A 23,211-nucleotide genomic window follows, 5' to 3' on the forward strand; every position below is an offset into this window, starting at 1 on the left:
TCAAGTCCGCGGCCGGGTGCCGGCCAGATCTGCCGGCCTCCCGCCGTCGTACTGCTACCGCTTGCGGTGCTGCTCTGCTTCTTTCACCAGTTCGGTGAGCCAAGGCCGGTGGCCCTTGTGGAAGACCATCCCTTCGGGCAGACCCTGGACCGTAGGCACGGAATTGGCGATGTCTATCGTGATCCGGCCGCCGGCCATGGGCGCGTTGGTGATGTGCAGGTCGCCGTAGGATTCCGGGAGGACCGGATCCATCCAAAAGCCGCCACGGGAAACGTGCGTGTCATACCGCATCAGTGTCGTCACCAGCTGGATCGGGGTTGTGGCGGCCCAGGCTTGTGGTGAACAGGCGGTCGGGTACGGGACGGGCTCGGCGAACTGGTCCCGGCTGAAGCCGCAGAACAGCTCCGGCAGCCGGCCGTCCGAGTATTCGGCAGCCTCCAGGAGTGCTGTGGATATGCGCTGCGCTTCCGCCACGAATCCGTAGCGCATCAGGCCTGCCGCAACGACGGCGTTATCGTGCGGCCAGACCGAGCCGTTATGGTAGCTCGCGGGGTTGTACGCGCCCATGTCGCTGGCCAGGGTTCTTACTCCCCAGCCGCTGAACATCTCGGGTGACATAAGGTGTTCAGCCACCTGCGGCGCCTTGTCCTCATCCACGAGGCCCACCCACAGGCAGTGGCCCATGTTGGACGCACACGCGTCGACCTGCCGCTTCTTGCCGTCCAGGGCGATGGCGTAATACCCGCGGTCCGGGATCCAGAATTGCTCGTTGAACCGCTTCTTCAGTAGCTTCGCACGGTCGGCGAGTTCATCGCCCAAAGGCGTGTCGCCGGCGTCGTACGCTATCCAGGCGCGCGCCATGTAGGCGTCGTAGACGTACGCCTGCACTTCGCAGAGCGCGATAGGGGGCTCGGCCAGCCGGCCGTTGGCGAAGTTGATGCCGTCCCAGGAGTCCTTCCAGCCCTGGTTGATCAGCCCCCGAGGGTTGAGACGCTCATACTCGACGAACCCGTCACCGTCCCTGTCGCCGTAGTCGCGGATCCAGTCCAGGGCACGGTCCGCGTGGGGCAGCAGCCCGGCGATGGTTTCCTTGCCGAAGCCCCAGCGGCTCACCGATCCAAGCACCGTCACGAAAAGCGGGGTGGCGTCGATGCTGCCGTAGTAAACGGACTTGCCGCCGAGCGAAAGCCCGCTGGAGACGTCCAGCCTGACCTCGTGCAGGATCTTGCCCGGTTCCTCCTCGCTCATCTGGTCCACGACGCTGCCCTGCCGGTCTGCCAGCGTTTGCAGCGTGCCCAGTGCCAGGGACGGGTCCACCGGCATCGCCATCTCGGACGCCCACAGCGAGTCGCGGCCGAAAAGGGTCATGAACCACGGCGCACCGGCCGCCACCACAATCCGCTCGGGGTGGTTGGGGTCCTCGATGCGGAGCGCGCCCAGATCGTCGTAGCTGCGCCGGAGGGTCCGTTCGATGGAGTGGTTGGCCATGTGCAGCTTGGGAATCTTGGCCACCCATTCCTGCCGGCGGCGGTCCCGGGGGGACAGTTTCTCCCCGTCAGTGTGGATGAACGACGGCGGGGGAGGACTCGCTGCCTCGGCGCTGGGAACCGCGGTAAGCACGGTACTCCACTGGCTGTGCGGCGCGAGGGACACGCGGTAGGTCAGGGCGTCCTGTGCGACGTCGGCTCCGGGAGCCTGGACCAGAAGCCCCTTCCGGACGTCCTGCCAAACGGCCCGGATGGTCAAAGTATCACCGTCCACTTCCCGGGTTTCTTCCCAGCGTCCCTGGATCCGGGCCTCCTTGACCTCGAAAAGATCTGCGAAATCGGCCTCGGCCCGGACGGAGATGGTGCATTCGGCCGGGTCCGGAGAGTAGTTGCGGATAGTCACCTGCTCCTGGATGCCTGCCCCCACTTCGCGCAGCCGCTCCACGATCAGCGGGCTGTCCGCATACCCATCGGAACGGGTGACGCGGCCGGCAAACAGCGCACGGTACGGTTCCTTCGTCTCCGCGGCCAGCGGTTCCAGCGACTGGCCATTCACGGTGAGGCTCCAGCGGGACAGGATGCGCGTGTCCTGAAAGAAGACTCCGTGCGGATATTCCGGATGGATGTCCCCGTTCGGCAGGGAGATGCAGAAGGACGTGCCTTCCACCAGGGTGATGGTCCCTGCGCCCACAGGTCCGGCAGCAGTGTCAGCGTTCCATCCAGCCATCCCGGCTCCTCCAAGACCGACGCCACGGCGCCTGACCGTCCTGGCCCGGCGGCCGCCGTCGCCAATTCTTGCACCGAAGATACTCTTGCTGGCTCGTCGAGGCCAGAGCTCCGGAAATCCGGATTGACGTCCTCGAGTGGGGCGAGCAGAGGCGGACCCTTCAGAGGGCCTTGAGTGCCTCCGCAAGCCGGGAAATGCCGAGCTCCGTCCGCTCGGGGGTCTGCGAGGCAAAGCACAGCCGCAAGGCGTTGCCGAACTGTCCAGTCACGGAAAACGCGCGTCCGGGGATAAACGCCACACCGTTCTGGACAGCCACGTCAAAGAGTTTCGAAGTGTCGACGTTGTCACCGAAGGTGAGCCACAGGAAGAATCCGCCCTGGGGATGCGTCCATGTCGCCACTCCGCTGAAGTGGTTTTCCAGCGACGTCTGCATAGCCCTCATCCGCTTCTGATATTCCCTTCTGAGCCGGTCCAGATGTGGTTCAAGGCCACCGCGGCGAAGGAACTCGGCCGACAGGAGTTGATTGGGAACATTGGTGCAGGTGTCCATTGTCTGTTTTGCGTCAATGAGTTTTTCTACGATGGCGGGATCGGCGTCCACCCAGCCGACACGCAGCCCGGGAGCGAGAATCTTGGAAAAGGTGCGGACGGAGAAGACGAGCGGATCCCCGCCGCCCAGCTCGCGGAATCCCGGGATGTGCCTGCCGTCGAAACGCAACATGCCATAGGGGTCGTCGTCGATGATGATGCTCCGCCATTCCCTGGCCAGGGCAAGCAGAAGTAGCCGGCGCTTCAGGGACATCGCCGTCCCGGTAGGGTTCTGAAAGTTCGGAATGACGTAGATAGCTTTGGGCCGGCGCCCGGCTTTTTGAACCAGCTCCGGCAATGTCTCCACGATCAAGCCGTCGTCGTCGATGGGCGCTTCCACGATGTCTGCACCATAGGCCAGGAGAGTGGCGCTTCCGTTGGTGTATGTCGGTGCCTCGACGATCACAAGGTCTCCCGGGTCGACAAAGAGCTTGCCCGCAAGGTCCAGGCCCTGCATTCCTCCGCTCGTGATGAGCAGCCGTTCGGCGGACGTGCGTTCGGGAGTCGTTTCCAGGTAGGCAAGGAGTTCGTCGCGGAGGGCGGTTTCGCCTTCAGTGGCTCCGTAGGCGAAAACTCCTGCCCCGTTATTGGCGAGAACGGAACTGTAGATCTCGCTGAAATCCTCGGACGGAACCGCTTCAGCAGCGGGACTCCCCATGGCGAAGCTGACGATATCGTGGGTCTGCCGCTGCAGCAGGGACGTGCTCGAATCGATGATCGAACCGACCAACCCCTTGGTGCGGGCCGCCCACGGGAGAACTTCGGCATTCATGGCTTTCCCCCGCGCTGAGCCAGTTGCTGCAGTTCGCGCGCAACAGCTTCGATGGCGTCGGCTCGCGCGGCTCGCCTGCTCTTCTTTAAGCGTTTCAGTCCCAGGCGTTCGGATCTGGATGAACGATGAGAAGACTCGAGCGGGCGGTAGGAGGGCACAGACTGCCCCTCGGGCCGCAAACCCGCGAGAGGGTCGTGGAAGACCATCTGAACGTTGTTTTCGGACCGATGTACTCCCATGGCCTGCCTAATGGGAGTCGACATCGCCGGAAATCAGCAGGTCGTAGTCATCCTCAACATGGAACAGGCGACGGTCTCCGATTTGGTCTGTCACCCAAATCGTGCGGCCATCTTCAGTCCGTTCATCAACGGAACCCTTGTAGCATTCGACGCCTTGCCGGCAAAGAGTAATGACGTCTCCGCGCTGGAGGGACGTCCACATGGATACACGACGGCTCTGTCGCATTTTGTGCGCCTTTCTGTGGGTTGCCTCGGTGGCCGGGGCCTCTGCACTCGCCATCCCTGGCTCCCAAGGGGCGGTAGGTCCTCCGGGGCTGCCACCAGTGGAAAAACTTCCATTTCAAGCCTATCGTCGATTGTTGACAATTGCTAGGATGAAATCCGTGCCTTCCAACGAGGGCGGGCACCGACGTACAGGGCGCAGCCCAAGAAGGAGCGACTATGGTCAAGGCGACCGTCATGAGCGATGCGACAAGAGCAAACCCGGGGGAGCACAAATCCAAGGAAACCTCGATTACCGCAGGGCAGACCGAGGTGTCCCTACGTCTTTGGGCCAGGGACGACTTCAGGACGGGCATCTGGGAAGTAACTCCGGGAACGTTTAAGAGCACCCGGCCCGGCTACGACGAGATCTGCCAGATTCTGAGCGGCACCGCCACGATCACGGAGCCGGATGGCACCAGCTTCGATATCGGCCCGGGTTCCTTGTTCGTTACTCCTGCCGGCTGGGAGGGCAGTTGGACTATCCACGAGACGCTGCGAAAGATGTGGGTTGTTAAGGACCTTCCGGCCACCGCCGAGTAGTCCTCAAACCGCAAGTGCCCCCGGGCAGCAGCAGCTGCCCGGGGGCACTTGTCCAGAAGGTGTGGCCGAGTGCTGGCCGTGGGTGTCACCTACCTGGTGGCGGTGAGATCCTCCACGGCCTTCTGCATGTGCCGTTTGATGGCGTTCTGAAGTGCCCGTCTGTCGCGTGCTTCCAGCAAGTCCAAGATGTTCTGATGCTCCTGCACGAGAACATCCGCGCGGGGATAGGAGACTTCCAGACTGAGAATGCACATTCGGGACTCGGCGGCCAGTGTCTCGTAAATCCGGATCAGGCGGGAATTTCCTGTGCCTGCAATGAAGGAGGTGTGGAATTGCATGTCCAGCCGTGCGATCGCCTGCCAGTCGGAAACGGCAACCTGCTTCGCCATGTCCTTGATGATTCCCTTCAGCACGTCGCAGGTGTCCGTGATCTGTTCCCGATTCCCGTCCAGCAGCGTATTTGCTGCTGCCGATTCCACGGCCTCGCGGACGGCGTAGATCTCCTTGATGTCCTCGGTTGTAAGCTCCAGGACGAACACCCCGCGGTTGCGGTGATTGACCAGAATCCCTTCCTGGCACAGTCGCTGCAGTGCTTCCCGGAGAGGCCCCCTGGACGTGCGCAGCCGGGTGGCCATGGCAGATTCATTGATCTGCTCTCCCGGCCGGAAGATCCCCTGCACGATTTGTTCCCGCAGCTGATCGGCAATCACCTGGGCCGTGGGCCTGCCTTCCAGGATGAATAGTCCTTCGGTTGCCGCCATTGTCTTTCCTCATCTCGCTCTTCGGCATATTACCTCTACTGCACAGTGCAGGATTTCCGTTCCTTTGTCAGAGCACCTTGTCAGAGCACCTTTTCCAGGAAGGCCCGCGTGCGGCGCTCCTTGGGGTTGGCAAGGATTTCCCTGGCATCGCCGCGTTCGACGATGCAGCCTTCGTCCATGAATAGCAGGGACTGGGAGACCTCGCGGGCGAACCCCATTTCGTGCGTGACGACAACCATGGTCATGCCTTGCTTCGCAAGGTCCTTCATCACGGTGAGGACTTCACCGACCTTTTCGGGGTCCAGGGCGCTGGTGGGTTCATCGAAGAGCATGATCTCCGGGTCCATAGCCAGGGACCGGGCGATTGCCACGCGCTGCTGCTGGCCGCCGGAGAGCTGTGCAGGGTAGTGGTCGCCGAATTCAGCGAGGCCGACGCTGGCCAACAGTTCGTGTGCCCGCCTGGCAGCCTGTTTCTTGTCAGCGCCCTTGACCAGCACGGGGCCGGCCATGACGTTCTCCCCGGCGGTCATGTTGGGGAAGAGGTTGAACTGCTGGAAGACCATGCCGATCCCGGTGCGCTGCAGGGCGAATTCCTTCGGGCTCAGGGCATGGTAGGCGGTGTCGGTTTCGTAGTACCCCAGGTTTTCACCGTTCACTTTCAGCACTCCCGAGTCGACGGTCTCCAAGCCGTTGATACAGCGCAGGAGGGTGGACTTTCCAGAGCCGCTGGGGCCGATGATGCAGCAGATCTCTCCGCTGGCGACGTCCAGATCAATGTCTTTCAGAACCGTCTTGGGTCCGAAGGACTTTCGGATTCCTCGCGCGTGAATAGTGCCATCGGCGTTCACCGGGCTATGCCCTCCTGTTTTGTCAGGGCTGCCCTTTTCGCCTTCCTCGGCAGTGGGGAAGTTGCACGCGAGTACCGATTCTCAAGCCGGGATTGCGGGTAGCTCAGCAGGAGGGTCATCACGAGGTACCAGAGGCTGGCAACGATCAGCAGCGGAATGGTCTCGTAGGTGCGGGCGTAGATGAGTTGCGCGCTCTGGAGCAGTTCCGCCACACCCAGCACACTGACGAGCGACGTTTCCTTGAACATGCCGATGAACTGGTTTCCGGTCGCCGGGATGATCGAGGGCATGGCCTGGGGGATGATGACCTTGCGCATTTTCGTTGAGCTACTCATGCCGAGGGAGTCGGCAGCCTCGATCTGGCCCCTTCCGACGGCGGAGAAGCCGCCGCGGATGATTTCGGCCATGTACGCGGCCTCATTGAGCGAGAGGCCGATGAGGGCTGCGGTGATTGGCGCGATCAAGGCGTTGACGTCGATGGCGGTGCCGATGCCGGTGAACGGAATTCCGATGGTGAGGTTCGGGTACAGTGCGGCGATGTTGAACCAGAAGATGAGCTGGACCAGGACCGGGGTGCCCCGGAACAGGGTGATGTAAACAGCCGCGGTGGCCGCGACAGGTTTTATGCTCGAGGCCCTCATGATCGCCAGCACCAGGCCCAGGAGCGTCCCGAGGGCCATGCTGGCAAAGGTCAGAAAGATCGTGAGCATGAGGCCACGGATGATCGTTTCGTGGGTGAAGTATTTCGCGACCACGCCCCACCTGAAGTTGGAATTGGTCGAAACGGAGACAAGAATGCCCAGCCCAAGCAGGGTGCACAGGGCCCACGCGACGTACTCGAAGGTGCTCCGGCGCCGCAGCCTTGGCTTAAGGGCAGGGTCTGTCGCACCCACTGTTGGCCGCCTCCCTCGACTGGTGAAGTTCAGCACGGCGGGCCTTCAGTTAAGCTTCGCTTCGGTGATGGCGCCTGATTCCAGGCCCCAATTGCCGAGGGACTTCCTGTATTCGCTGCTTTCAAGCACGGACTGCGTGGCCCTCTGCAGTGCAGGAGTCAGCGCCGATCCTTTCTTCAGGCCAATGGCAACGGTGTGGTCCGAGCGGGTATCCACCTGCGGAGACAGGATCGTGAAGGTGTTTGGCTGCTGCTCTTCTGCCCAGACGAGCGAAGCGGTGTCGTAGAAGACTCCGTCGATCCGCTTGGACGCCAGCTGCGTGAGGGCTTCCTGGACGTTGGGGAGCGTAACAGCGTTGATGGCCGGCTTTCCCTTGGAGGTGCAGGTCCACTCCGAGACGTTCGGCAGGTGGGTCAGCTGGCCGGTGGAACCCTTCGTGACGGCAATGTTCCGGCCGCACATGTGGTCATTGCTGATCTGCAGCGGGTTGCCCGCGCTCACGGCAACGGAAAGGCCACCGTTGAAGTAGTCGATCATGTCCAGCACCTTCAAACGTTCGGGCGTTGGCGCCATGGTGGTGACAGTGAAGTCGTAGCGGCCGCCATCGATGCCGGGAATGATGGTGTCAAACGCGGTGTTCTCGAACTTCAGGTTCAGGCCCAGCTTCTTGGCCACGAGGCGGGCGACGTCCGGGTTGAGGCCGATCGGAGTCACGTTATCGTCAGCAAGGAACGTGGTGGGCGGGTAGTGCAGGTCCATGGCCACCGTCAGTTCGCCCTTGTCCTTGTAGGACTGAGGCAACAGCTTCACTGCGGCAGCATCAGGCTGGACGCCTTCGGAGATGTCCGCCGTATTTGACGTCTTGGAGCCGTCGGCCTCCGAATCACTGTTGGGCCCCGAGCCACACGCGGTAAGCGCCAAGACAATCGCCAATGCTGCAACTGCGCTCTGGACCTTGGTTCTGATCCTCATCGGTGCTTCCCTTTGCGACGGCGGTGCCGGACTTGTGTTCCCACCTTTCCGCGCCGCTTCCTATCCCATAATGCAACCACTCGGATCGCGGATCGTCGACAATTTGCAGAAAAGTTTTTCAACTAACCTTGGCCGCTCCCCGCCGTTTGTCCGGTCCTCTCTCGATGCTGCACAAAACAAAGAGGTGGCCCGGTCCGTTGGACCGTGCCACCTCTTCGTTGGAATTGCCCTTCGAGGGGATCTCTAGGCGGTGATATCGATGTGTTGCGTGGTTGCGGTGAGGTCCTCCACACCCTTCTGCATGTGCCGCCTGATGGCGAGCTGGAGTCCCTTTCGGTCCCCTGCCTCCAGCAGGTCCAGGATGTTCTGGTGCTCCTGCACCAGGACATCCACCCGCGGGTAGGAGACTTCCAGGTTGAGAATGCACATCCGCGATTCCGCTGCCAGGGTCTTGTAAATCCTGATCAGGCGTGTGTTGCCGGTACCGGCTACGAAGGCGGTGTGGAACTCCATGTCCAGTCGGGCAATCGCCTGCCAGTCAGACACAGCTACCTGCTTCACCATGTCCCCGATGATTCGCCGCAGCACCTCGCAGGTGTCGTTGATGTCCTCCTGCCCGGCGTCGAGGAGTATATTCGCAGCGGCTAATTCCACGGACTCACGGACGGCGTAGATCTCCTTGACGTCCCCGGTTGAAAGCTCAAGGACGAACACTCCGCGGTTGCGGTGGCTGACCAGGATCCCCTCTTGGCACAGACGCTGCAGCGCTTCCCGGAGAGGCCCCCGGGAAGTGTGAAGCTGGCTGGCCAGGAGAGACTCGTTGATCTGCTGTCCTGGACGAAAGGTTCCCTGGACGATTTGTTCCCGCAACTGATCCGCTATCAGCTGCGCCGTGGGCCTTCCCTCCAGTATGAACAGTCCCTCTGGTGCCGCCATTGATATCCCCTCATCTCACTTTTCGGCATTTTGCATATTTTTTAGACGGCTATTGCCGTGTACTTGTACTCGAGAAATTCTTCAATGCCGAGCTTGCCGCCTTCCCGGCCCAGCCCCGACTGCTTAACTCCACCAAAGGGAGCTACCGGGTTGGACACGAGGCCTGTATTGAGGCCGACCATTCCTACTTCCAGTTCTGCGGAGAAGCGCAGGGCCTTGTCCATGTTCTCAGTAAAGACGTAGCCAACGAGGCCCCAGGCCGTGTCATTGGCCATCCGGAGCACTTCATCCTCGCTGTCGAAGGAAGTGATGGCCGCTACCGGGCCGAAGATCTCCGTGGTCATCAGGTTCGATTCCAGCGGCACGTCCACCATGACCGTGGGGGAGTAGAAGTATCCGGGACCCACCGGACGGCTTCCGCCGGTCACGACGCGAGCACCCTTGGCGACAGCATCCGCCACCAGGCTCTCGACCTTGTCCAGGCCCTTTTGCTCGATGAGGGGACCCACGTCCGTTCCCTCCAGGGCGCCGTTGCCTACACGCAGTTCCGACATCCTCTTGGCGAACTTTTCACCGAACTCCTCGACTACTGAGCGGTGCACGAAGAAACGGTTCGCGGCTGTACAGGCTTCACCCATGTTCCGCATCTTCGCCTTCATGGCGCCATCGACGGCCTTCTCGATGTCCGCGTCGGCGAGGACAATGAACGGAGCATTTCCACCCAGTTCCATGGAGGAGCGCATGACGTTCTCCGATGCCTGGCGCAGCAGCAGTTTGCCGACCTCAGTAGAACCCGTGAAGCTGATCTTCCGGGCGATGCCACTGCTGGTCCAGTTCTCCACCACGGTGGCTGCGCTGGACGTGGTCACGACGTTCAGGACCCCGTCGGGCAGACCTGCCTGCTTGAAAATGTCCACCAGGGCCAGGGACGTCAGCGGGGTCAATTCGGCAGGCTTGAAGACCATGGTGCAGCCGGCCGCAACCGCAGGGGCGATCTTGCGGGCACCCATTGCCAGCGGGAAGTTCCACGGGGTCACCAAGACGGTGGGACCAACCGGTTCCTTGGTGATCAGGATGCGGGTCTTGCCGTCTACCGAGGTTGTGCTATCTCCGCCGATTCGAACGGCCTCCTCGGAGAACCAGCGCAGGAACTCGGCGCCATAGGCTACTTCGCCCTTTGCCTCGGCAAGGGGCTTTCCCATCTCCGCGGTCATGATGGCGGCCAAACGATCGGTGTTGGCAATCACCAGTTCAAAGGCACGTCGTAGGATATCGGCCCGCTGGCGGGGTGAGGACTTGCCCCACTCCGACTGGGCACGCCCTGCTGCCTCGATGGCCAGGGCTGCGTCTTCAACCCCGCCGTCGGCCACATGGACGATGATTTCATTGGTCGCGGGGTTCTCGACCGGAAACGTGGCAGCTCCGGTGGCCTTTCGCCAGGCACCGTCGATGAACAAGTCTGTATGTAGGGTGTTGGGGTCAAATGAGAGGCTCATTGTCACACTTTCAGTGATGGCAGGAAGGGACCTCGCGGGGCGGAGTCTGGATCCGCTGCCGGCGGCGAGGTCCGGGTCTTGGTGTATTAGGAGGTGGCTGCTTTCAGCGCCTGGGTGAACCTGGAGAGACCGCTCTGGATCTCGTCGCTGCTGACGTTGAGGGCCGGAATAATCCGGATGACGTTGCCATGGGGGCCGCAGGTGAGGAGCAGGAGCTCTTCCTTGACGGCGGCCTGCTGGACAGCCAGCGCTGTAGCGGCATCGGGAGTGTTATCCGCAGCGGTGAACTCGAGGGACTGCATCAGTCCCCGGCCCCGCACGTCCCCGATTGCCGCGAACTCGGGCTTGAGGCTTTCGAGCCCGATGCGCAGTTCATCGCCCCGCACCAGCGCATTGGACACCAGGTTCTCGCGCTCTATGACGCCCAACGTTGCCACGCCTGCCGCGGCAGCGACGGCGTTTCCACCGTAGGTGCCGCCCTGGGAGCCAGGCCATGCCTTGCCCATCAGCTCCGCCGAGGCGGCAATCGCCGAGATGGGGAATCCGCTGGCGAGGCCCTTGGCGGTGATGACAATGTCCGGCCGGATGCCCGCCCAGTCATGTCCCCAGAATTTTCCGGTGCGCCCGACGCCGGCCTGGACTTCGTCAATGATGAGGACGATGCCATGCCGGTCGGCGCGCTCCCGCAAGCCCTGCAGGAAAGCAACAGGTGTGGGGATATAGCCGCCGTCGCCGAGGACGGGCTCGATGATGAAGCCTGCCGTATCACTTGGGCTGCTGATGCTGACCAGGAGGTGGTCCAGTTCCTTCAGGGCAAAGGCAACCGCTGTTTCTTCATCCCAGCCGTACCGGTAGGCGTGCGGGAAGGGTGCAATGTGCACTCCGCCCATCATCGGGGAGAACCCGGAACGGAATTTGGTGCCTGCGGTGGTAAGGGAGGCCGCTCCGACAGTCCTGCCGTGAAAGCCGCCCTGGAACGAGATGATGTTCGGCCGGCCGGTGGCCATGCGGGCGAGGCGCACTGAGGCTTCCACGGCTTCGGAACCGGAGGTGGCGTAGAAGACACTGTCCAGCCCCGCGGGCAGGAATTCTCCCAACTTGTCTGTGAGCTCAAGCAGGGGCTTGTGCATCACGGTGGTGTACTGGGCATGCACAATCTTGCCCACCTGTTCGCGGGCTGCAGCGACGACGTCCGGATGGCAGTGACCTGTGCTGGTAACGCCGATGCCGGTGGTGAAATCGAGGTACTTTTTCCCGTCGGTGGCGTGGATCCAGGAGCCGGCTGCGTGATCAACGACGACCGGCGTTGCCTGCTTAAGGATGGGGCTAAGAGTTGCCATGGCTTCATACTTTCTCAGAATGTGTAGATTGTCAACAATTTGCGATCCGATGAAAATCGACAATTGCCGAACGGGAGTGGGTGGTCAGTTAGATGTGAAACGCCGGGGCCTGACGAAATCCAGGCCCTCGAAGGAGCGTTTGCCCAGGGCCTCGTGGGCGGCAATCTCGCCGTACCCCGAGGCCATTTTGAAGCCCGCCCCGGAAAAGCCGGTGGCGCAGTAGATCCTGTTGCCTTCGTTTAGGCGGCCAAGCAGCGGATTCCCGTCCTGTGTGTAGAGGTCCGGGAACGCGTCCGAGCGCACGATATTTGGAAACAGCCCGGGGAAGAATTCGGTGACGGTTTCCGTGGTTTCGGTGATTTCTGCCGGGGTGAGTTCTCTTGGCACTGAGTCCGCGGACGGTGTTGTTGCGCCGCGGCCGTCCAGAGTTGCTTTGACCGTGACGCCGTCGACGGCGGGTGCGCCGTACATGGAGCGGTCCCCGGAGATGCGGATGAAGACGGGAAACTTCTCCGGCGAGAACTCGGCTGCGTCCCGGGCGACAAACCAGGTCAGGAAGATCCGTCGGGTTTCCGTTGCCGCCTTCAGGTAGTCGGGCATGAGCCGTTGCGACCAGCCGCCGGACGCAACGATGACATTCTCGAAGGTCCAGGACTTCGCGCCGGAGGTGACGACCACGCTGTCTTTGGTTTCGGTGATTGCGTCGATCGGGGTGTTGGCGTGAACGGTGGCCCCGTTGGCCTGGGCGGCGGCGACTGCCGCCGTCACTGCACGGTCGGTGCGCAGGGCGCCGGCGTTGGGGTCGTAAACGGCGACGTCGTCGTCGCGGAGGTTGTGCTGCGGGTAGCGTTCTGCCATGGCTTCGCGGCTGAGGAGTTCGTGCTCGGCTCCGTTGAGCCGCGTGGTTTCCAGCAGCGGCCGGATGTAAGGGCCGTCGGCTGTTCCGATGGAGAGCCCGCCGCAACGGGTCAGGATGCTCTGGCCGGTTTCGGCCTCGAGTTCTGCCCAGAGGCTGCGGGAGCGCTTAAGGATGGGGTAATAGTCGGGGATCCCGCGGTAGAGCATGCGGAACAGGCGGGTGTCCCCGCCCACCGCGCTTCGCCCGTGAGCGGGCGAGGCGGCCTCGAATCCGACCACCGAGTCGGACAGGCGGGATGCCTGCCACAACGCCATGCATCCGATGCTGCCCAGGCCGATAACGGCCAGCTTGCCATCCGTCATTTAGATCACCTTGTCCAGGAAGGCCTGGGTGCGGGGTTCCTTGGGATTGCGAAGGACTTCCCTGGCATCGCCGCGTTCGACGACGCAGCCGTCATCCATGAAGATCAGGGAGTCAGCCACTTCGCGGGCGAAGCCCATTTCGTGCGTGACAACCACCATGGTCATGCCCTTCTTGGCCAGGTCCTGCATCACCATGAGGACTTCGCCGACTTTTTCGGGGTCCAGGGCGCTGGTGGGTTCATCGAAGAGCATGATCTCCGGGTCCATAGCCAGGGACCGGGCGATCGCCACGCGCTGCTGCTGCCCGCCGGAAAGCTGGGCCGGGTAGCAATCGCCGAAACCGGCCAGGCCGACGCTGGCCAGCAGCTCGTCTGCCCGCGCCGCGGCCTGTTTCTTGTCAGCGCCCTTGACCAGGACGGGGCCGGCCATGATGTTTTCCCGGGCGGTCATGTTGGGGAAGAGGTTGAACTGCTGGAAGACCATGCCCACCCTGGTGCGCTGCCGGGCGAGTTCCTTCGGCCTGAGCGCGTGGTAGGCAGTGTCGGTCTCGTAATAGCCGAAGTTTTCACCGTTCACTTTCAGGACTCCGGTGTCGACGGCCTCCAGGCCGTTGATACAGCGCAGGACGGTGGACTTTCCAGAGCCGCTGGGGCCGATGATGCAGCAGATTTCTCCGCTGGCGATGTCCAGGTCGATGTCCTTTAGGACGGTTTTGGATCCGAAGGACTTTCGGATTCCACGGGCATGAATGGTGCCGTCGGTACTCATGGGGCAATACCTTCCGGGTCGGTCAGCACAACCTTTTTCGCCTTCCGGGGAAGCCTGGAGGTTGAACGGGAGTATTTTTGCTCAAGCTTGGATTGCGGGTAGCTCAGCAGGAGGGTCATTACGAGGTACCAGAGGCTGGCGACGATGAGCAGCGGAATGGTTTCGTAGGTGCGGGCGTAGATGAGCTGGGCACTTTGGAGCAGTTCCGCGACGCCGAGAACGCTGACGAGGGACGTTTCCTTGAACATGCCGATGAACTGGTTTCCGGTCGCCGGGATGATCGAGGGCATGGCCTGGGGAATGATGACCTTGCGCATCTTCATTGCCCCGCTCATTCCCAGCGAGTCAGCAGCCTCGATCTGGCCCTTGCCCACGGCGGAGAAGCCGCCGCGGATGATCTCGGCCATGTAGGCGGCTTGGTTCAGGGTCAGCCCGATCAGGGCTGCGGTGATGGGTGCCATCAGGGCGTTCACGTCGATCGCGGTGCCGATGTTAGTGAACGGAATTCCGATCGTCAGGTTCGGGTACAGCGCGGCGATGTTGAACCAGAAGATGAGCTGTACCAGGACCGGGGTGCCACGGAACAGGGTGATGTAGACGCCCGCCGTCGCTGCGATCGGCTTGATGTTCGAGGATCTCATGACGGCAAGCGCCAGGCCCAGGAGCGTCCCGAGGGCCATGCTGGCAAGTGTCAAAAAGATCGTAAGCATCAGGCCACGGAGGATGGTTTCATACGTGAAGTACTTGGCGACCACGCCCCACCGGAAATTGGAATTGGTCGAAACCGAGATGAGAATGCCCAGTCCGATGAGGCTACATACAACCCACGCGACGTACTCGAAGGTGCTTCGCCGGCGTAGCCGTGGTTTAAGGGCTGGATCCATCCCACTCATTGTGGTTTCACTTCTTTCGATAATCACTGACTGCACGGAAGTACCCCGCTAGTTGAGTTTGGCGTCGGTGATGGCCAGATCGTTGAGGCCCCAGTTGTCGAGGGACTTCTTGTATTCGGGGCTTTCAAGTACGGACTGGGTCGCTGCCTGCAGCGCCGGGGACAGCGGTGATCCCTTCTTCAGGCCAATGGCAACGGTGTGGTCCGAGCGGGTATCCACCTGCGGCGTGAGGACCGTGAAGGTGTTCGGCTGCTGGTGGTCCGCCCAGACCAGCGCCGGAGTGTCGTAGAAGACTCCGTCGATCCGTTTGGAGGCAAGCTGCGTGAGGGCTTCCTGGACATTGGGGAGCGTAACGCCGTTGATGGCCGGCTTGCCCTTGGAGGTGCACGTCCACTCCGAGATGTTCGGAAGATGCTTCAACTGGGCGTTGGAACCCTGGGTGACGGCGATGTTCTTACCGCACATATCGTCATTGCTGATGTTCAGCGGATTGCCGTGGGCCACGGCCACCGAGACGCCGGTATTGAGATAGTCGATCATGTCCAGGACCTTCAGCCGTTCGGCGGTGGGTGACATGGTGGTGGCAGTGAAGTCGTAGCGGCCGCCGTCGATGCCGGGAATGATGGTGTCAAACGCGGTGTTCTCGAACTTCAGCTTCAGTCCCAGTTTCTTGGCCACGAGGCGGGCGATGTCCGGGTTGAGGCCGATCGGGGTCACGTTATCGTCGGCAAGGAACGTGGTGGGCGGGTAGTGCAGGTCCATGGCCACCGTCAGTTCGCCCTTGTCCTTGTAGGACTGCGGGAACAGCTTGACCGCGGCAGCGTCAGGCTGGACGCCCTCGGAAGTGTCGGCAGTGTTCGAGGTCTTGGAATCCGCCGCAGCCGTGCCTCCAGTGGCCGATCCGCCACAGGCGCTCAAAGCCAACAGGACGGCAAGTCCCGTGGCGGCGGTTTGGACTTTGCTTCTTGTCTTCATGGTGCTTCCCTTCGATTGGTTCCAACTGAGGTTCGTCTGGAACGGGTGCAGTATTTCCAGGACCTTCCGCTTGTCTTGCCATGCTGTCGGCAGAGGCGAGGTGGTGCTGGCGCTTGTTGCTTCATGCGGTGTGATCCGGATCTCGTTCGGCATCCAAGAGCAATGCAACTCCTTCGATCGCAGATTGTCAACAATTGACGATGAAAAAAATCAGTCGTTTTTGTAGGCGGTGTTGTTGAGAAAGAGTCTCAGTAGAAACTGTTGACAATTTACAATTTTGACGCCTACAGTCGAGAACAACGGGCTGAGGAGTCTTCCGGCTCGGAAGAAAATCCGGCAGCCCGGACCAGCAGCTGATGGCCAACAATCCGGGCCTCGCATAAAATCTCAATGAACGGACGAATCATGGCAGACACGAACTTCCGGCCGAAGTACATCTCTTTTGATATCTACGGCACGCTGATCAACTTCGACATTGATCCCACCACGCGTCGCCTGCTTGATGGCCGCATCCCTGAAGAGCAGTGGCCGGCCTTCAAGAAGCAGTTCCGCGGGTACCGCTTCGACGAGGTCCTTGGCGACTACAAGCCCTACGAGCAGATCCTTCAGGATTCCTTTGACCGGGTGTCCAAGCGCTGGGGCATCGGGCCAACCGAAGGTGCCGGCGCACAGTTCGCTGAGGCTGTCCGCGGCTGGGTTGCCCACGAGGACGTGCCGGCCCCGCTGAAGACCATGGGCGATAACTACCAGCTGGTGGCTCTGTCCAACGCGGACGACAGCTTCCTGGACATCAGCATTCCGAAGCTCGGCGCGGACTTCCACGCCGTCTACACCGCTGAGCAGGCCCGGGCCTACAAGCCGCGCTACCAGGCCTTCGAGTACATGCTGGACACCCTGAACGCCAAGCCGGAGGACTTCCTGCACGTCTCCTCGCACACACGGTACGACATGCATCCGATGCACGACATGGGCTTCCGCAACCTCTGGATGCTGGACCGTGGCTACGACCCCATCGGCCCGGGCTACGACCTCAAAGTTGCCAAGTCCCTGGACGAGATCAACAAGCACCTCGGTCTCTGAACCGACGTCGAGGCGAAAGGTCACACCATGAAACTCGTTCCCTATTGGCTGGACACAGCCGAGCCCTCCGGTGACTACCGGCGCACCCCCGTGCCGGAGAACGTCGACGTCGCGATCATCGGCGCCGGCTTCACCGGGTTGTCCGCAGCGCTGGAATTTGCCAAGCAGGGCGCGAGCGTTGCGGTCTTCGAACGCCACACCGTCGGCTGGGGCGCGTCCGGCCGCAACGGCGGCATGGCCACCACCGGCCTGGCCATCGGCTTCAGCACCGCGGTCAAGCGCTACGGCGAGGCCCGCGCGGTGGAGTACTTCCGCGAGTACAACGACGCGATCGAGAGTATCGAGAAGATCGTCCACAACTATGCGATTGACTGCGACTTCAACCGCTTCGGCAAGCTCTCCCTGGCCTTCCACGAGTCGCACAACGACGGCTTCCGGAAGTCCCAGGAGCTGCTGGCCAAGCTCGTGGACCACCACGTCACGTTGATCCCGAAGTCCGAGATCCACTCCGAGATCGGCACGGACTTCTACAAGGGCGCGATGATGGACCCGCTCGGCGCGGGCCTGCACGTGGGCAAGTTCTCCCACGGTCTGGCCGGGGCGGCCGTCAGTGCCGGCGCGGTGGTCTGCGAGGACGCGGGCGTGACCGAGCTCAAGCGCATCAACGGCACGGTACACGACGTGCACACCACCCGCGGGATCACCCGGGCCAAGCAGGTCCTGGTCGCCACGAGCGGCTACACCGGCAGCGTCACCCCGTGGATGCAGCGCCGCGTGATCCCCGTGGGCAGCTTCATCATCGTCACCGAGCCGCTGCCCGAGGACGTTGTGAACCGGATCCTGCCGAACCGGCGGATGGCCTCGGACAGCAAGATGCTGACCTACTACTTCCGGATCACTCCGGACAACCGGCTCCTCTTCGGCGGCCGGGCCCGGTTCGCACTCTCGAGCCCGGACTCCGACGTCAAGAGCGCCGAGATCCTGCGCAAGGCCATGCTCGACCTCTTCCCCTACCTCTCCAACGCCAAGGTGGACTACATCTGGGGCGGTCTCGTGGACCTCTCGATGGACCAGATGGTTCACGCCGGCGAGCACAATGGGCTCTTCTACTCGCTCAACTACAGCGGCCACGGCGTGCAGATGGCTGCTCACATGGGCAAGCGCATGGCCCACTACATGGGCGGCGACAAGTCGGCCAACGTGTGGGAAGACCTGAAAAACCCGCCCGTGCCGGGTCACTTCGGCCCGCCGTGGTTCCTGCCTTTAATTGGCGCAGCCGCCAAGATTATTGACCGGGTCAAGTAGGCGAGCGATCACATGACGAAACCCAATACCCTGGCTGAAGCGCGCCCGGAAACAGGGTACAGCCGGGCAGAAATCGCCAACCTTCCCGGCGGTGCCTTCTTCGAGGGCCAATGGCAGACCAGTGACATGGTCCTGGAGATACGCGACCCTGAAGACGGCATTCTGCTTGGCCGGGTCTGCTCCTCATCGCCCCAGGACGTCCGCCGGGCAGTCGACCATATCCATCGTCACCTTCAGGACGCGGACTGGCCCCTGCGCGCCCGCAGGCTGGCCTTGGAGACCGCAGCGCAGCTCCTCGCCGACCAGTCTGATCGATTCGCCCGGATCATCGCCGCGGAGAGCAGCAAGACCATCACCGAAGCAGAGCGTGAGGTTGGCCGCTGCATCGAGACCCTGCGGCTTTCAGCTGCCGCCTCTGGAGAACTCACGGGCGAGACCCTCGGCTTCGAGGACAGCATGGCCGGTGCAGGCAAGATCGGCTGGTACAGCCGGAAGCCGGTGGGGATCGTTGCGGCGATCACCCCGTTCAACGATCCGCTCAACTTGGTGGCACACAAGCTGGGCCCAGCCCTCATCGGAGGCAACGGCGTCGTGCTTAAGCCTTCCGGCCGCACCCCGCTGACCGGGCTGGCGTTTGTCCAATTGCTGCTCGAAGCGGGTGTCCCCTCGGGACGCATTTCCGCGATCGTCTCCGGGCCCGGCGTTTCCGAAGCGCTCGTGGGCGATGAGCAGGTCAACCTGATTTCCTTCACCGGCGGTCCCCGAACTGCGGACCGCATTGCGGCGACCGCGGGTGCCAAGAAGATCCTGTCCGAGCTCGGCGGGAACAACGCAACCATCGTCTGCTCCGATGCGGATGCGGTCCAGGCATCTGATGCCATCGTGGCCGGAGCTTTTGGTGTGGCGGGACAGAACTGCCTCTCGGTGCAGCGTGTCTATGTGCACATATCGCTGTTTGAGGAGGTGCTCGACCGGGTAACCCGCGGCACAAGGGCGCTCAAAACCGGGCCCAAGCTTGACCGCAGCACTGACGTCGGTCCGCTCATTTCCGAGGCGGAAGCCCGGCGGATCGAGGAATGGGTCGAAGAGGCCAAGGCTGCCGGGGCACGCGTCCAGGCCGGGGGGAAGCGGCGGAGTGCCTTCTATGAACCGACGGTCCTGACCGATGTGCCGGCGGAGTGCCGGGTGATCCGCGAGGAAGTGTTCGGTCCGGTCGTCAGCCTCATGCCCTTTATCAGCGTCTCAGACGCTGTCCACGCCGCCAACAGCTCCGACTACGGACTGCAGGCCGGAGTCTTCACCCAGTCCATTGACCGGGCGCTGGCCATCGCAGAAAAGCTGCACGTGGGCGCCGTGGTGATCAACGAGACCAGCGACGTCCGCATCGATTCCATGCCTTTCGGCGGCTTCAAGAAGTCGGGTGTGGGACGGGAAGGCGTCAGGTATGCCGTCCACGAGATGACGGAGCCGAAAAGCACCATTGTCAACCTTGGAGGATCGGGTGCCGGCTGGCGACAGCTGCCGGGCGGCCTGCCGGAACGGAAAACGTCATGAGCACCCACAAGATCGCTGTAATCCCCGGCGACGGCATCGGCAACGAAGTTGTCCCCGCCGCTGTCGACTGCCTTGAGCGCATCGCGGAACTTCACTCCCTGAATCTGGAGTTCACGTACTTCGACTGGGGATCCGAATACTATGCCCGGCACGGCCGGATGATGGCCGAGGACGGGCTGGAGCAACTCGCCAATCACCACGCTATTTTCCTGGGTGCGGTGGGTTCGCCGGAAGTTCCGGACACTGAATCGCTGTGGGGGCTGCTGATCCCGATCCGGCGCGAGTTCCAGCAGTACATCAACCTCCGTCCCGTGAAAACGCTCGACGGCGTTGCGTCACCGCTTGCGGCGAAGCATCCGATCGACCTCCTCATCGTCCGGGAGAACAATGAAGGGGAATATTCGGAGATCGGCGGCCGCATGTACCGTGGGCTGCCCGAGGAAAGTGCCATGCAGACCACCGTCTTCACCCGGCTTGGCGTGCTGCGGGCTGCGCACTATGCGGCGCGGCTGGCTGCGTCCAGGAGCGGGCACCTCACCTCGGCCACCAAGAGCAACGGCATCGTGCACACCATGCCGTTTTGGGACGAGGTCGTAGCCGAAACGATGCGCGAGTACCCGGATGTCACCCTTACCAGCGAACTGGTGGATGCACTTGCCGCGCACCTTGTCCTGAAGCCCTGGACCCTGGATGTCATCGTCGCTTCCAATCTGTTCGGCGACATCCTCTCCGACCTGGGCAGTGCAGCTACCGGTTCCATCGGACTGGCGCCCAGCGCGAACCTGAACCCCGAGGGTGACTACCCGTCCCTCTTCGAGCCCGTTCATGGTTCGGCTCCGGATATCGCCGGGAAGGGCCTGGCAAACCCGGTGGGGCAGATCTGGTCCGGTGCGATGATGCTGGAACACCTGGGCCACCCTGCCGCAGCCGGGCACCTTCAGGCCGCGTTCGAGTCCGCCCTTCGGGACGGCTTCGGCACCCGGGACGTCGGCGGAACCTCGTCGACGTCGGAGTTCACGGCCGCGGTCCTGTCCGCTATCGATGTCCTTGCCGGAAACTACGCGGGCAGTACTGCCGCAACGCCGGCGCGATGACCGTACCGGAGCGCAGACGTCCCGTCGTCGCGACTCTTTACCGGGAGGAGCTGCCTCCCCGTCTGGCGGAGGTCGAGGAGCTTGCGGATGTCCGGCTGACCAAGGCCGACGGACTTGCCGAGGCTCTGGACGGCGCCGACGTGCTGTACCAGTGGCACTCGTTCTCCCCGGCCTTGCGGGAGAACTGGGGCGCGGCCTCGTCCCTGCAGTGGGTCCACGTCACGGCGGCGGGGGTGGGCCAGCTGATGTTCGACGAGCTGGTGGCCAGCGACATCACCTACACGAACTCCCGGGGTGTGCTTAGCCGCGCGATCGCGGAGTTCGCGCTGGGTTTTGTGCTGGATATGGCCAAGGATGCCCAGGGTTCGTTCAGGCTGCAGCAGCAGCAACGCTGGCAGCACCGGCTCACGCGCAAGATCCACGGCCAGAGCGCCCTGGTGGTGGGAGCCGGGTCCATCGGAAGGGAGATCGCCCGGCTGTTCCGCGCCGTCGGCATGGACGTCGACGGCGCCGGCCGGTCCGGCCGCCCCGGGAACACTGACTTCGGCAGGATCCACTCCTCGGCCGGCCTCGCCGGCGTTGTCCACGGCTACGACGTTGTGGTGCTCGCAGCCCCGCTGACCGCTGAGACCCGGGGACTGGTCGATGCCAAGGTCCTTGCCGCTATGAAGCAGTCCGCGTATCTGATCAACGTGGGCCGCGGGCAGCTGGTGGATACCGGCGCACTGACTGAAGCGCTGGCCTCAGGATCCATTGCGGGTGCCGCGCTTGACGTCGTGCATCCCGAGCCGCTGCCAGAAGGCCACGCCCTGTGGGGCATGGAGAACGTCATCATCACACCCCATATGAGCGGTGACACCGACGACCATCTCGATGATCTTGGCAAGCTGTTCGTGGACAACCTAAAACGGTACTGCAGCGGGGAGCCCCTGGAGAACGTCGTGGATAAGGCCCTCGGGTTCGTACCGGCTACTGAACCCTCGCGGACCAACTGAACCATCGATTGCTCCGTAAGGGCCGTTTCGGACGCCTAAAAGGGCCCTCACGGAGCAGCCGACACAGAATCAGCAGTTAAGGAGGCATCATGCCCAGCCTTGCAAAGGCCTATGTGGCAACTTCGCCCACCGCCCCCTTGCAACCCGGCACCGTTGAACGCCGTGAGCCCGGTGAATTCGAAGTACGCATCGCCATCAGGTTCACAGGGATCTGCCACTCCGACATCCATGCAGCGCGGGGCGATTGGGCGAGCGTGACCTACCCGGTGGTCGTCGGGCACGAGATTGCCGGCGTCGTCGAGGCTGTCGGACCCAGGGTGACGCGCTATTCGGTGGGGGACCGTGTGGGCGTGGGCTGCTTTGTGGACTCGTGCCGTGACTGCGCCAACTGCCGTGCCGGCGAAGAACAGCACTGTCTCGCAGGATCCACCAGCACCTACAACTCGGTGGGCCGGGACGGTCTGCCGACAGCGGGCGGCTACAGCACCAGCATCGTGGTGGATGAGAACTATGTGCTGCGGATTCCTGACGGCATTCCGCTGGAGTCCGCCGCCCCTCTGCTGTGCGCCGGCATCACCATGTACTCGCCGCTGCGGAACTGGAACGCCGGGCCTGGGGAGCGCGTGGCAATTATCGGCATGGGCGGGCTGGGCCACATGGGCGTCAAGATGGCGGCTGCCATGGGCGCGGAAGTCACGGTACTCAGTCAGTCCCTCAAGAAGCAGGAGGACGCCCGCCGCCTGGGGGCGCAGCACTACTACGCCACGTCCGACCCCGCCACCTTCGAAGTCCTGGCGGGTCACTTTGATCTGATCATCAACACGGTCTCGGCCGATATCGACGTCGACCAGTACCTTTCGCTGTTGGCTTTGGACGGCACCATGGTTCTCGTTGGCCTTCCCTCGAAGCCCCTGACGCAACGCGCCTGGTCTCTTGTGGCTTTCCGGCGGAACCTAGCCGGATCAAAAATGGGCGGTGTCCGTCAGACACAGGAGATGTTGAATTTCTGCGCAGCCCGCGGCCTCGGGGCAGAGGTCGAGGTCATCCCAGCGAGCAAAATCAATGAAGCCTTCGACCGGGTTATCGGCAGTGATGTGCGGTACCGGTTCGTGATCGATGCAGGCACGTTCTGACACGCACGGGAGAAAAGTGAGGCACACTGGAACTCCTCGACCAGAAGGCGGACCACATTGATTAATCTGCAGCAGGATGCCGAAGGCTTCATCCGGATGAACCGGCATTTTCCGGAGAGCATCCTCGTCTCCGTCACCTTTGCCGACGGTTCCGTGGAGGAGGTTGCGGGCAAACGACTCAACCAGGCCTACGACGAAGCCCTCGCCGAGTTCCGCGCCCAGAACCACCTGGACGCCAAAGGATTCTCGCGCCACCAGAAGAGCCGGACCAACCCCGGAAACAAGGTCGACTTCGTGCGGGTCCAGCCCGGTATCGGAACTGCCCGCTGA

Annotated in this window: 21 protein-coding genes; 8 read left to right on the forward strand and 13 right to left on the reverse strand. The window is 62.5% G+C overall.

Features of this window, described 5'->3' with window-relative positions; all coding sequences use genetic code 11:
- Positions 1–54 precede the first annotated feature (54 nt).
- A complete protein-coding gene (locus ACFRAH_RS22780) occupies positions 55–2,214 on the reverse strand; it encodes a glycogen debranching N-terminal domain-containing protein (RefSeq protein ID WP_377993178.1) in 2,160 nt (719 codons plus the stop codon).
- A 160-nt stretch (positions 2,215–2,374) separates the two neighbouring features.
- Complete coding sequence (locus tag ACFRAH_RS22785; RefSeq protein WP_377993179.1) at positions 2,375–3,574, reverse strand: PLP-dependent aminotransferase family protein; 1,200 nt, start codon at positions 3,572–3,574, stop codon at positions 2,375–2,377.
- Between the two features lie 680 nt (positions 3,575–4,254).
- Between ACFRAH_RS22785 and ACFRAH_RS22790 the strand changes: the two genes are divergently transcribed.
- Positions 4,255–4,617 carry a cupin domain-containing protein gene (locus ACFRAH_RS22790; RefSeq protein WP_377993180.1) on the forward strand — a complete coding sequence of 121 codons (363 nt, stop codon included), beginning with the start codon at positions 4,255–4,257 and terminating at the stop codon, positions 4,615–4,617.
- 89 nt (positions 4,618–4,706) lie between these two features.
- Here ACFRAH_RS22790 and ACFRAH_RS22795 read toward each other — a convergent pair whose 3' ends face one another.
- The 11 genes from ACFRAH_RS22795 to ACFRAH_RS22845 all read right to left on the reverse strand — a co-directional run bounded on the left by ACFRAH_RS22795 (position 4,707) and on the right by ACFRAH_RS22845 (position 15,720).
- Positions 4,707–5,378 (reverse strand): GntR family transcriptional regulator, encoded by a 672-nt coding sequence (locus ACFRAH_RS22795; protein ID WP_377993181.1) that lies wholly within the window; start codon positions 5,376–5,378, stop codon positions 4,707–4,709.
- A gap of 80 nt (positions 5,379–5,458) precedes the next feature.
- A complete protein-coding gene (locus ACFRAH_RS22800) occupies positions 5,459–6,226 on the reverse strand; it encodes an amino acid ABC transporter ATP-binding protein (protein ID WP_377993182.1) in 768 nt (255 codons plus the stop codon).
- The gene (locus ACFRAH_RS22805) at positions 6,223–7,119 is read right to left on the reverse strand and encodes an amino acid ABC transporter permease (RefSeq protein ID WP_377993183.1); all 897 of its coding nucleotides are present in this window, start codon (positions 7,117–7,119) and stop codon (positions 6,223–6,225) included. Before ACFRAH_RS22805 ends, ACFRAH_RS22800 begins: the two co-directional genes overlap by 4 nt.
- A 45-nt stretch (positions 7,120–7,164) precedes the next feature.
- Positions 7,165–8,091 (reverse strand): ABC transporter substrate-binding protein, encoded by a 927-nt coding sequence (locus ACFRAH_RS22810; protein ID WP_377993184.1) that lies wholly within the window; start codon positions 8,089–8,091, stop codon positions 7,165–7,167.
- Positions 8,092–8,334: 243 nt separating this feature from the next.
- Positions 8,335–9,027, reverse strand: a complete 693-nt coding sequence (locus tag ACFRAH_RS22815; protein WP_377993185.1) for a GntR family transcriptional regulator — start codon at positions 9,025–9,027, stop codon at positions 8,335–8,337.
- A 41-nt stretch (positions 9,028–9,068) separates the two neighbouring features.
- On the reverse strand, positions 9,069–10,523 hold the full coding sequence (locus tag ACFRAH_RS22820) for an NAD-dependent succinate-semialdehyde dehydrogenase (protein ID WP_377993186.1): 1,455 nt from the start codon (positions 10,521–10,523) through the stop codon (positions 9,069–9,071).
- Positions 10,524–10,609: 86 nt separating this feature from the next.
- Positions 10,610–11,863, reverse strand: a complete 1,254-nt coding sequence (locus tag ACFRAH_RS22825) for an aspartate aminotransferase family protein (protein ID WP_377993187.1) — start codon at positions 11,861–11,863, stop codon at positions 10,610–10,612.
- An 84-nt stretch (positions 11,864–11,947) separates the two neighbouring features.
- Entirely contained in the window at positions 11,948–13,084 is a 1,137-nt protein-coding gene (solA, locus tag ACFRAH_RS22830) for an N-methyl-L-tryptophan oxidase (RefSeq protein WP_377993188.1), read from the reverse strand.
- Complete coding sequence (locus ACFRAH_RS22835; protein WP_377993189.1) at positions 13,085–13,852, reverse strand: amino acid ABC transporter ATP-binding protein; 768 nt, start codon at positions 13,850–13,852, stop codon at positions 13,085–13,087.
- A complete protein-coding gene (locus tag ACFRAH_RS22840; RefSeq protein WP_377993190.1) occupies positions 13,849–14,736 on the reverse strand; it encodes an amino acid ABC transporter permease in 888 nt (295 codons plus the stop codon). The genes ACFRAH_RS22835 and ACFRAH_RS22840 overlap by 4 nt, the downstream gene beginning before the upstream one ends.
- A gap of 57 nt (positions 14,737–14,793) precedes the next feature.
- The gene (locus tag ACFRAH_RS22845; protein ID WP_377993191.1) at positions 14,794–15,720 is read right to left on the reverse strand and encodes an ABC transporter substrate-binding protein; all 927 of its coding nucleotides are present in this window, start codon (positions 15,718–15,720) and stop codon (positions 14,794–14,796) included.
- Positions 15,721–16,125: 405 nt separating this feature from the next.
- On the opposite strand from ACFRAH_RS22845, the gene ACFRAH_RS22850 reads away from it, so the two are divergent.
- From ACFRAH_RS22850 to ACFRAH_RS22880, 7 genes are all read left to right on the forward strand, one after another.
- Positions 16,126–16,800 carry a haloacid dehalogenase type II gene (locus ACFRAH_RS22850; RefSeq protein ID WP_377993192.1) on the forward strand — a complete coding sequence of 225 codons (675 nt, stop codon included), beginning with the start codon at positions 16,126–16,128 and terminating at the stop codon, positions 16,798–16,800.
- Between the two features lie 27 nt (positions 16,801–16,827).
- On the forward strand, positions 16,828–18,105 hold the full coding sequence (locus tag ACFRAH_RS22855) for an NAD(P)/FAD-dependent oxidoreductase (protein WP_377993193.1): 1,278 nt from the start codon (positions 16,828–16,830) through the stop codon (positions 18,103–18,105).
- Between the two features lie 12 nt (positions 18,106–18,117).
- The gene (locus tag ACFRAH_RS22860; RefSeq protein ID WP_377993194.1) at positions 18,118–19,659 is read left to right on the forward strand and encodes an aldehyde dehydrogenase family protein; all 1,542 of its coding nucleotides are present in this window, start codon (positions 18,118–18,120) and stop codon (positions 19,657–19,659) included.
- Complete coding sequence (locus ACFRAH_RS22865; RefSeq protein ID WP_377993195.1) at positions 19,656–20,753, forward strand: tartrate dehydrogenase; 1,098 nt, start codon at positions 19,656–19,658, stop codon at positions 20,751–20,753. The genes ACFRAH_RS22860 and ACFRAH_RS22865 overlap by 4 nt, the downstream gene beginning before the upstream one ends.
- Positions 20,750–21,748 (forward strand): D-2-hydroxyacid dehydrogenase, encoded by a 999-nt coding sequence (locus ACFRAH_RS22870; RefSeq protein WP_377993196.1) that lies wholly within the window; start codon positions 20,750–20,752, stop codon positions 21,746–21,748. Before ACFRAH_RS22865 ends, ACFRAH_RS22870 begins: the two co-directional genes overlap by 4 nt.
- An 89-nt stretch (positions 21,749–21,837) precedes the next feature.
- The gene (locus ACFRAH_RS22875; RefSeq protein WP_377993197.1) at positions 21,838–22,881 is read left to right on the forward strand and encodes an NAD(P)-dependent alcohol dehydrogenase; all 1,044 of its coding nucleotides are present in this window, start codon (positions 21,838–21,840) and stop codon (positions 22,879–22,881) included.
- A 57-nt stretch (positions 22,882–22,938) separates the two neighbouring features.
- Positions 22,939–23,211 carry a hypothetical protein gene (locus ACFRAH_RS22880; protein WP_377993198.1) on the forward strand — a complete coding sequence of 91 codons (273 nt, stop codon included), beginning with the start codon at positions 22,939–22,941 and terminating at the stop codon, positions 23,209–23,211.

Origin of the sequence: Arthrobacter sp. NPDC056727 (assembly GCF_042790555.1) — a bacterium.
Classification (GTDB): Bacteria; Actinomycetota; Actinomycetes; order Actinomycetales; family Micrococcaceae; genus Arthrobacter.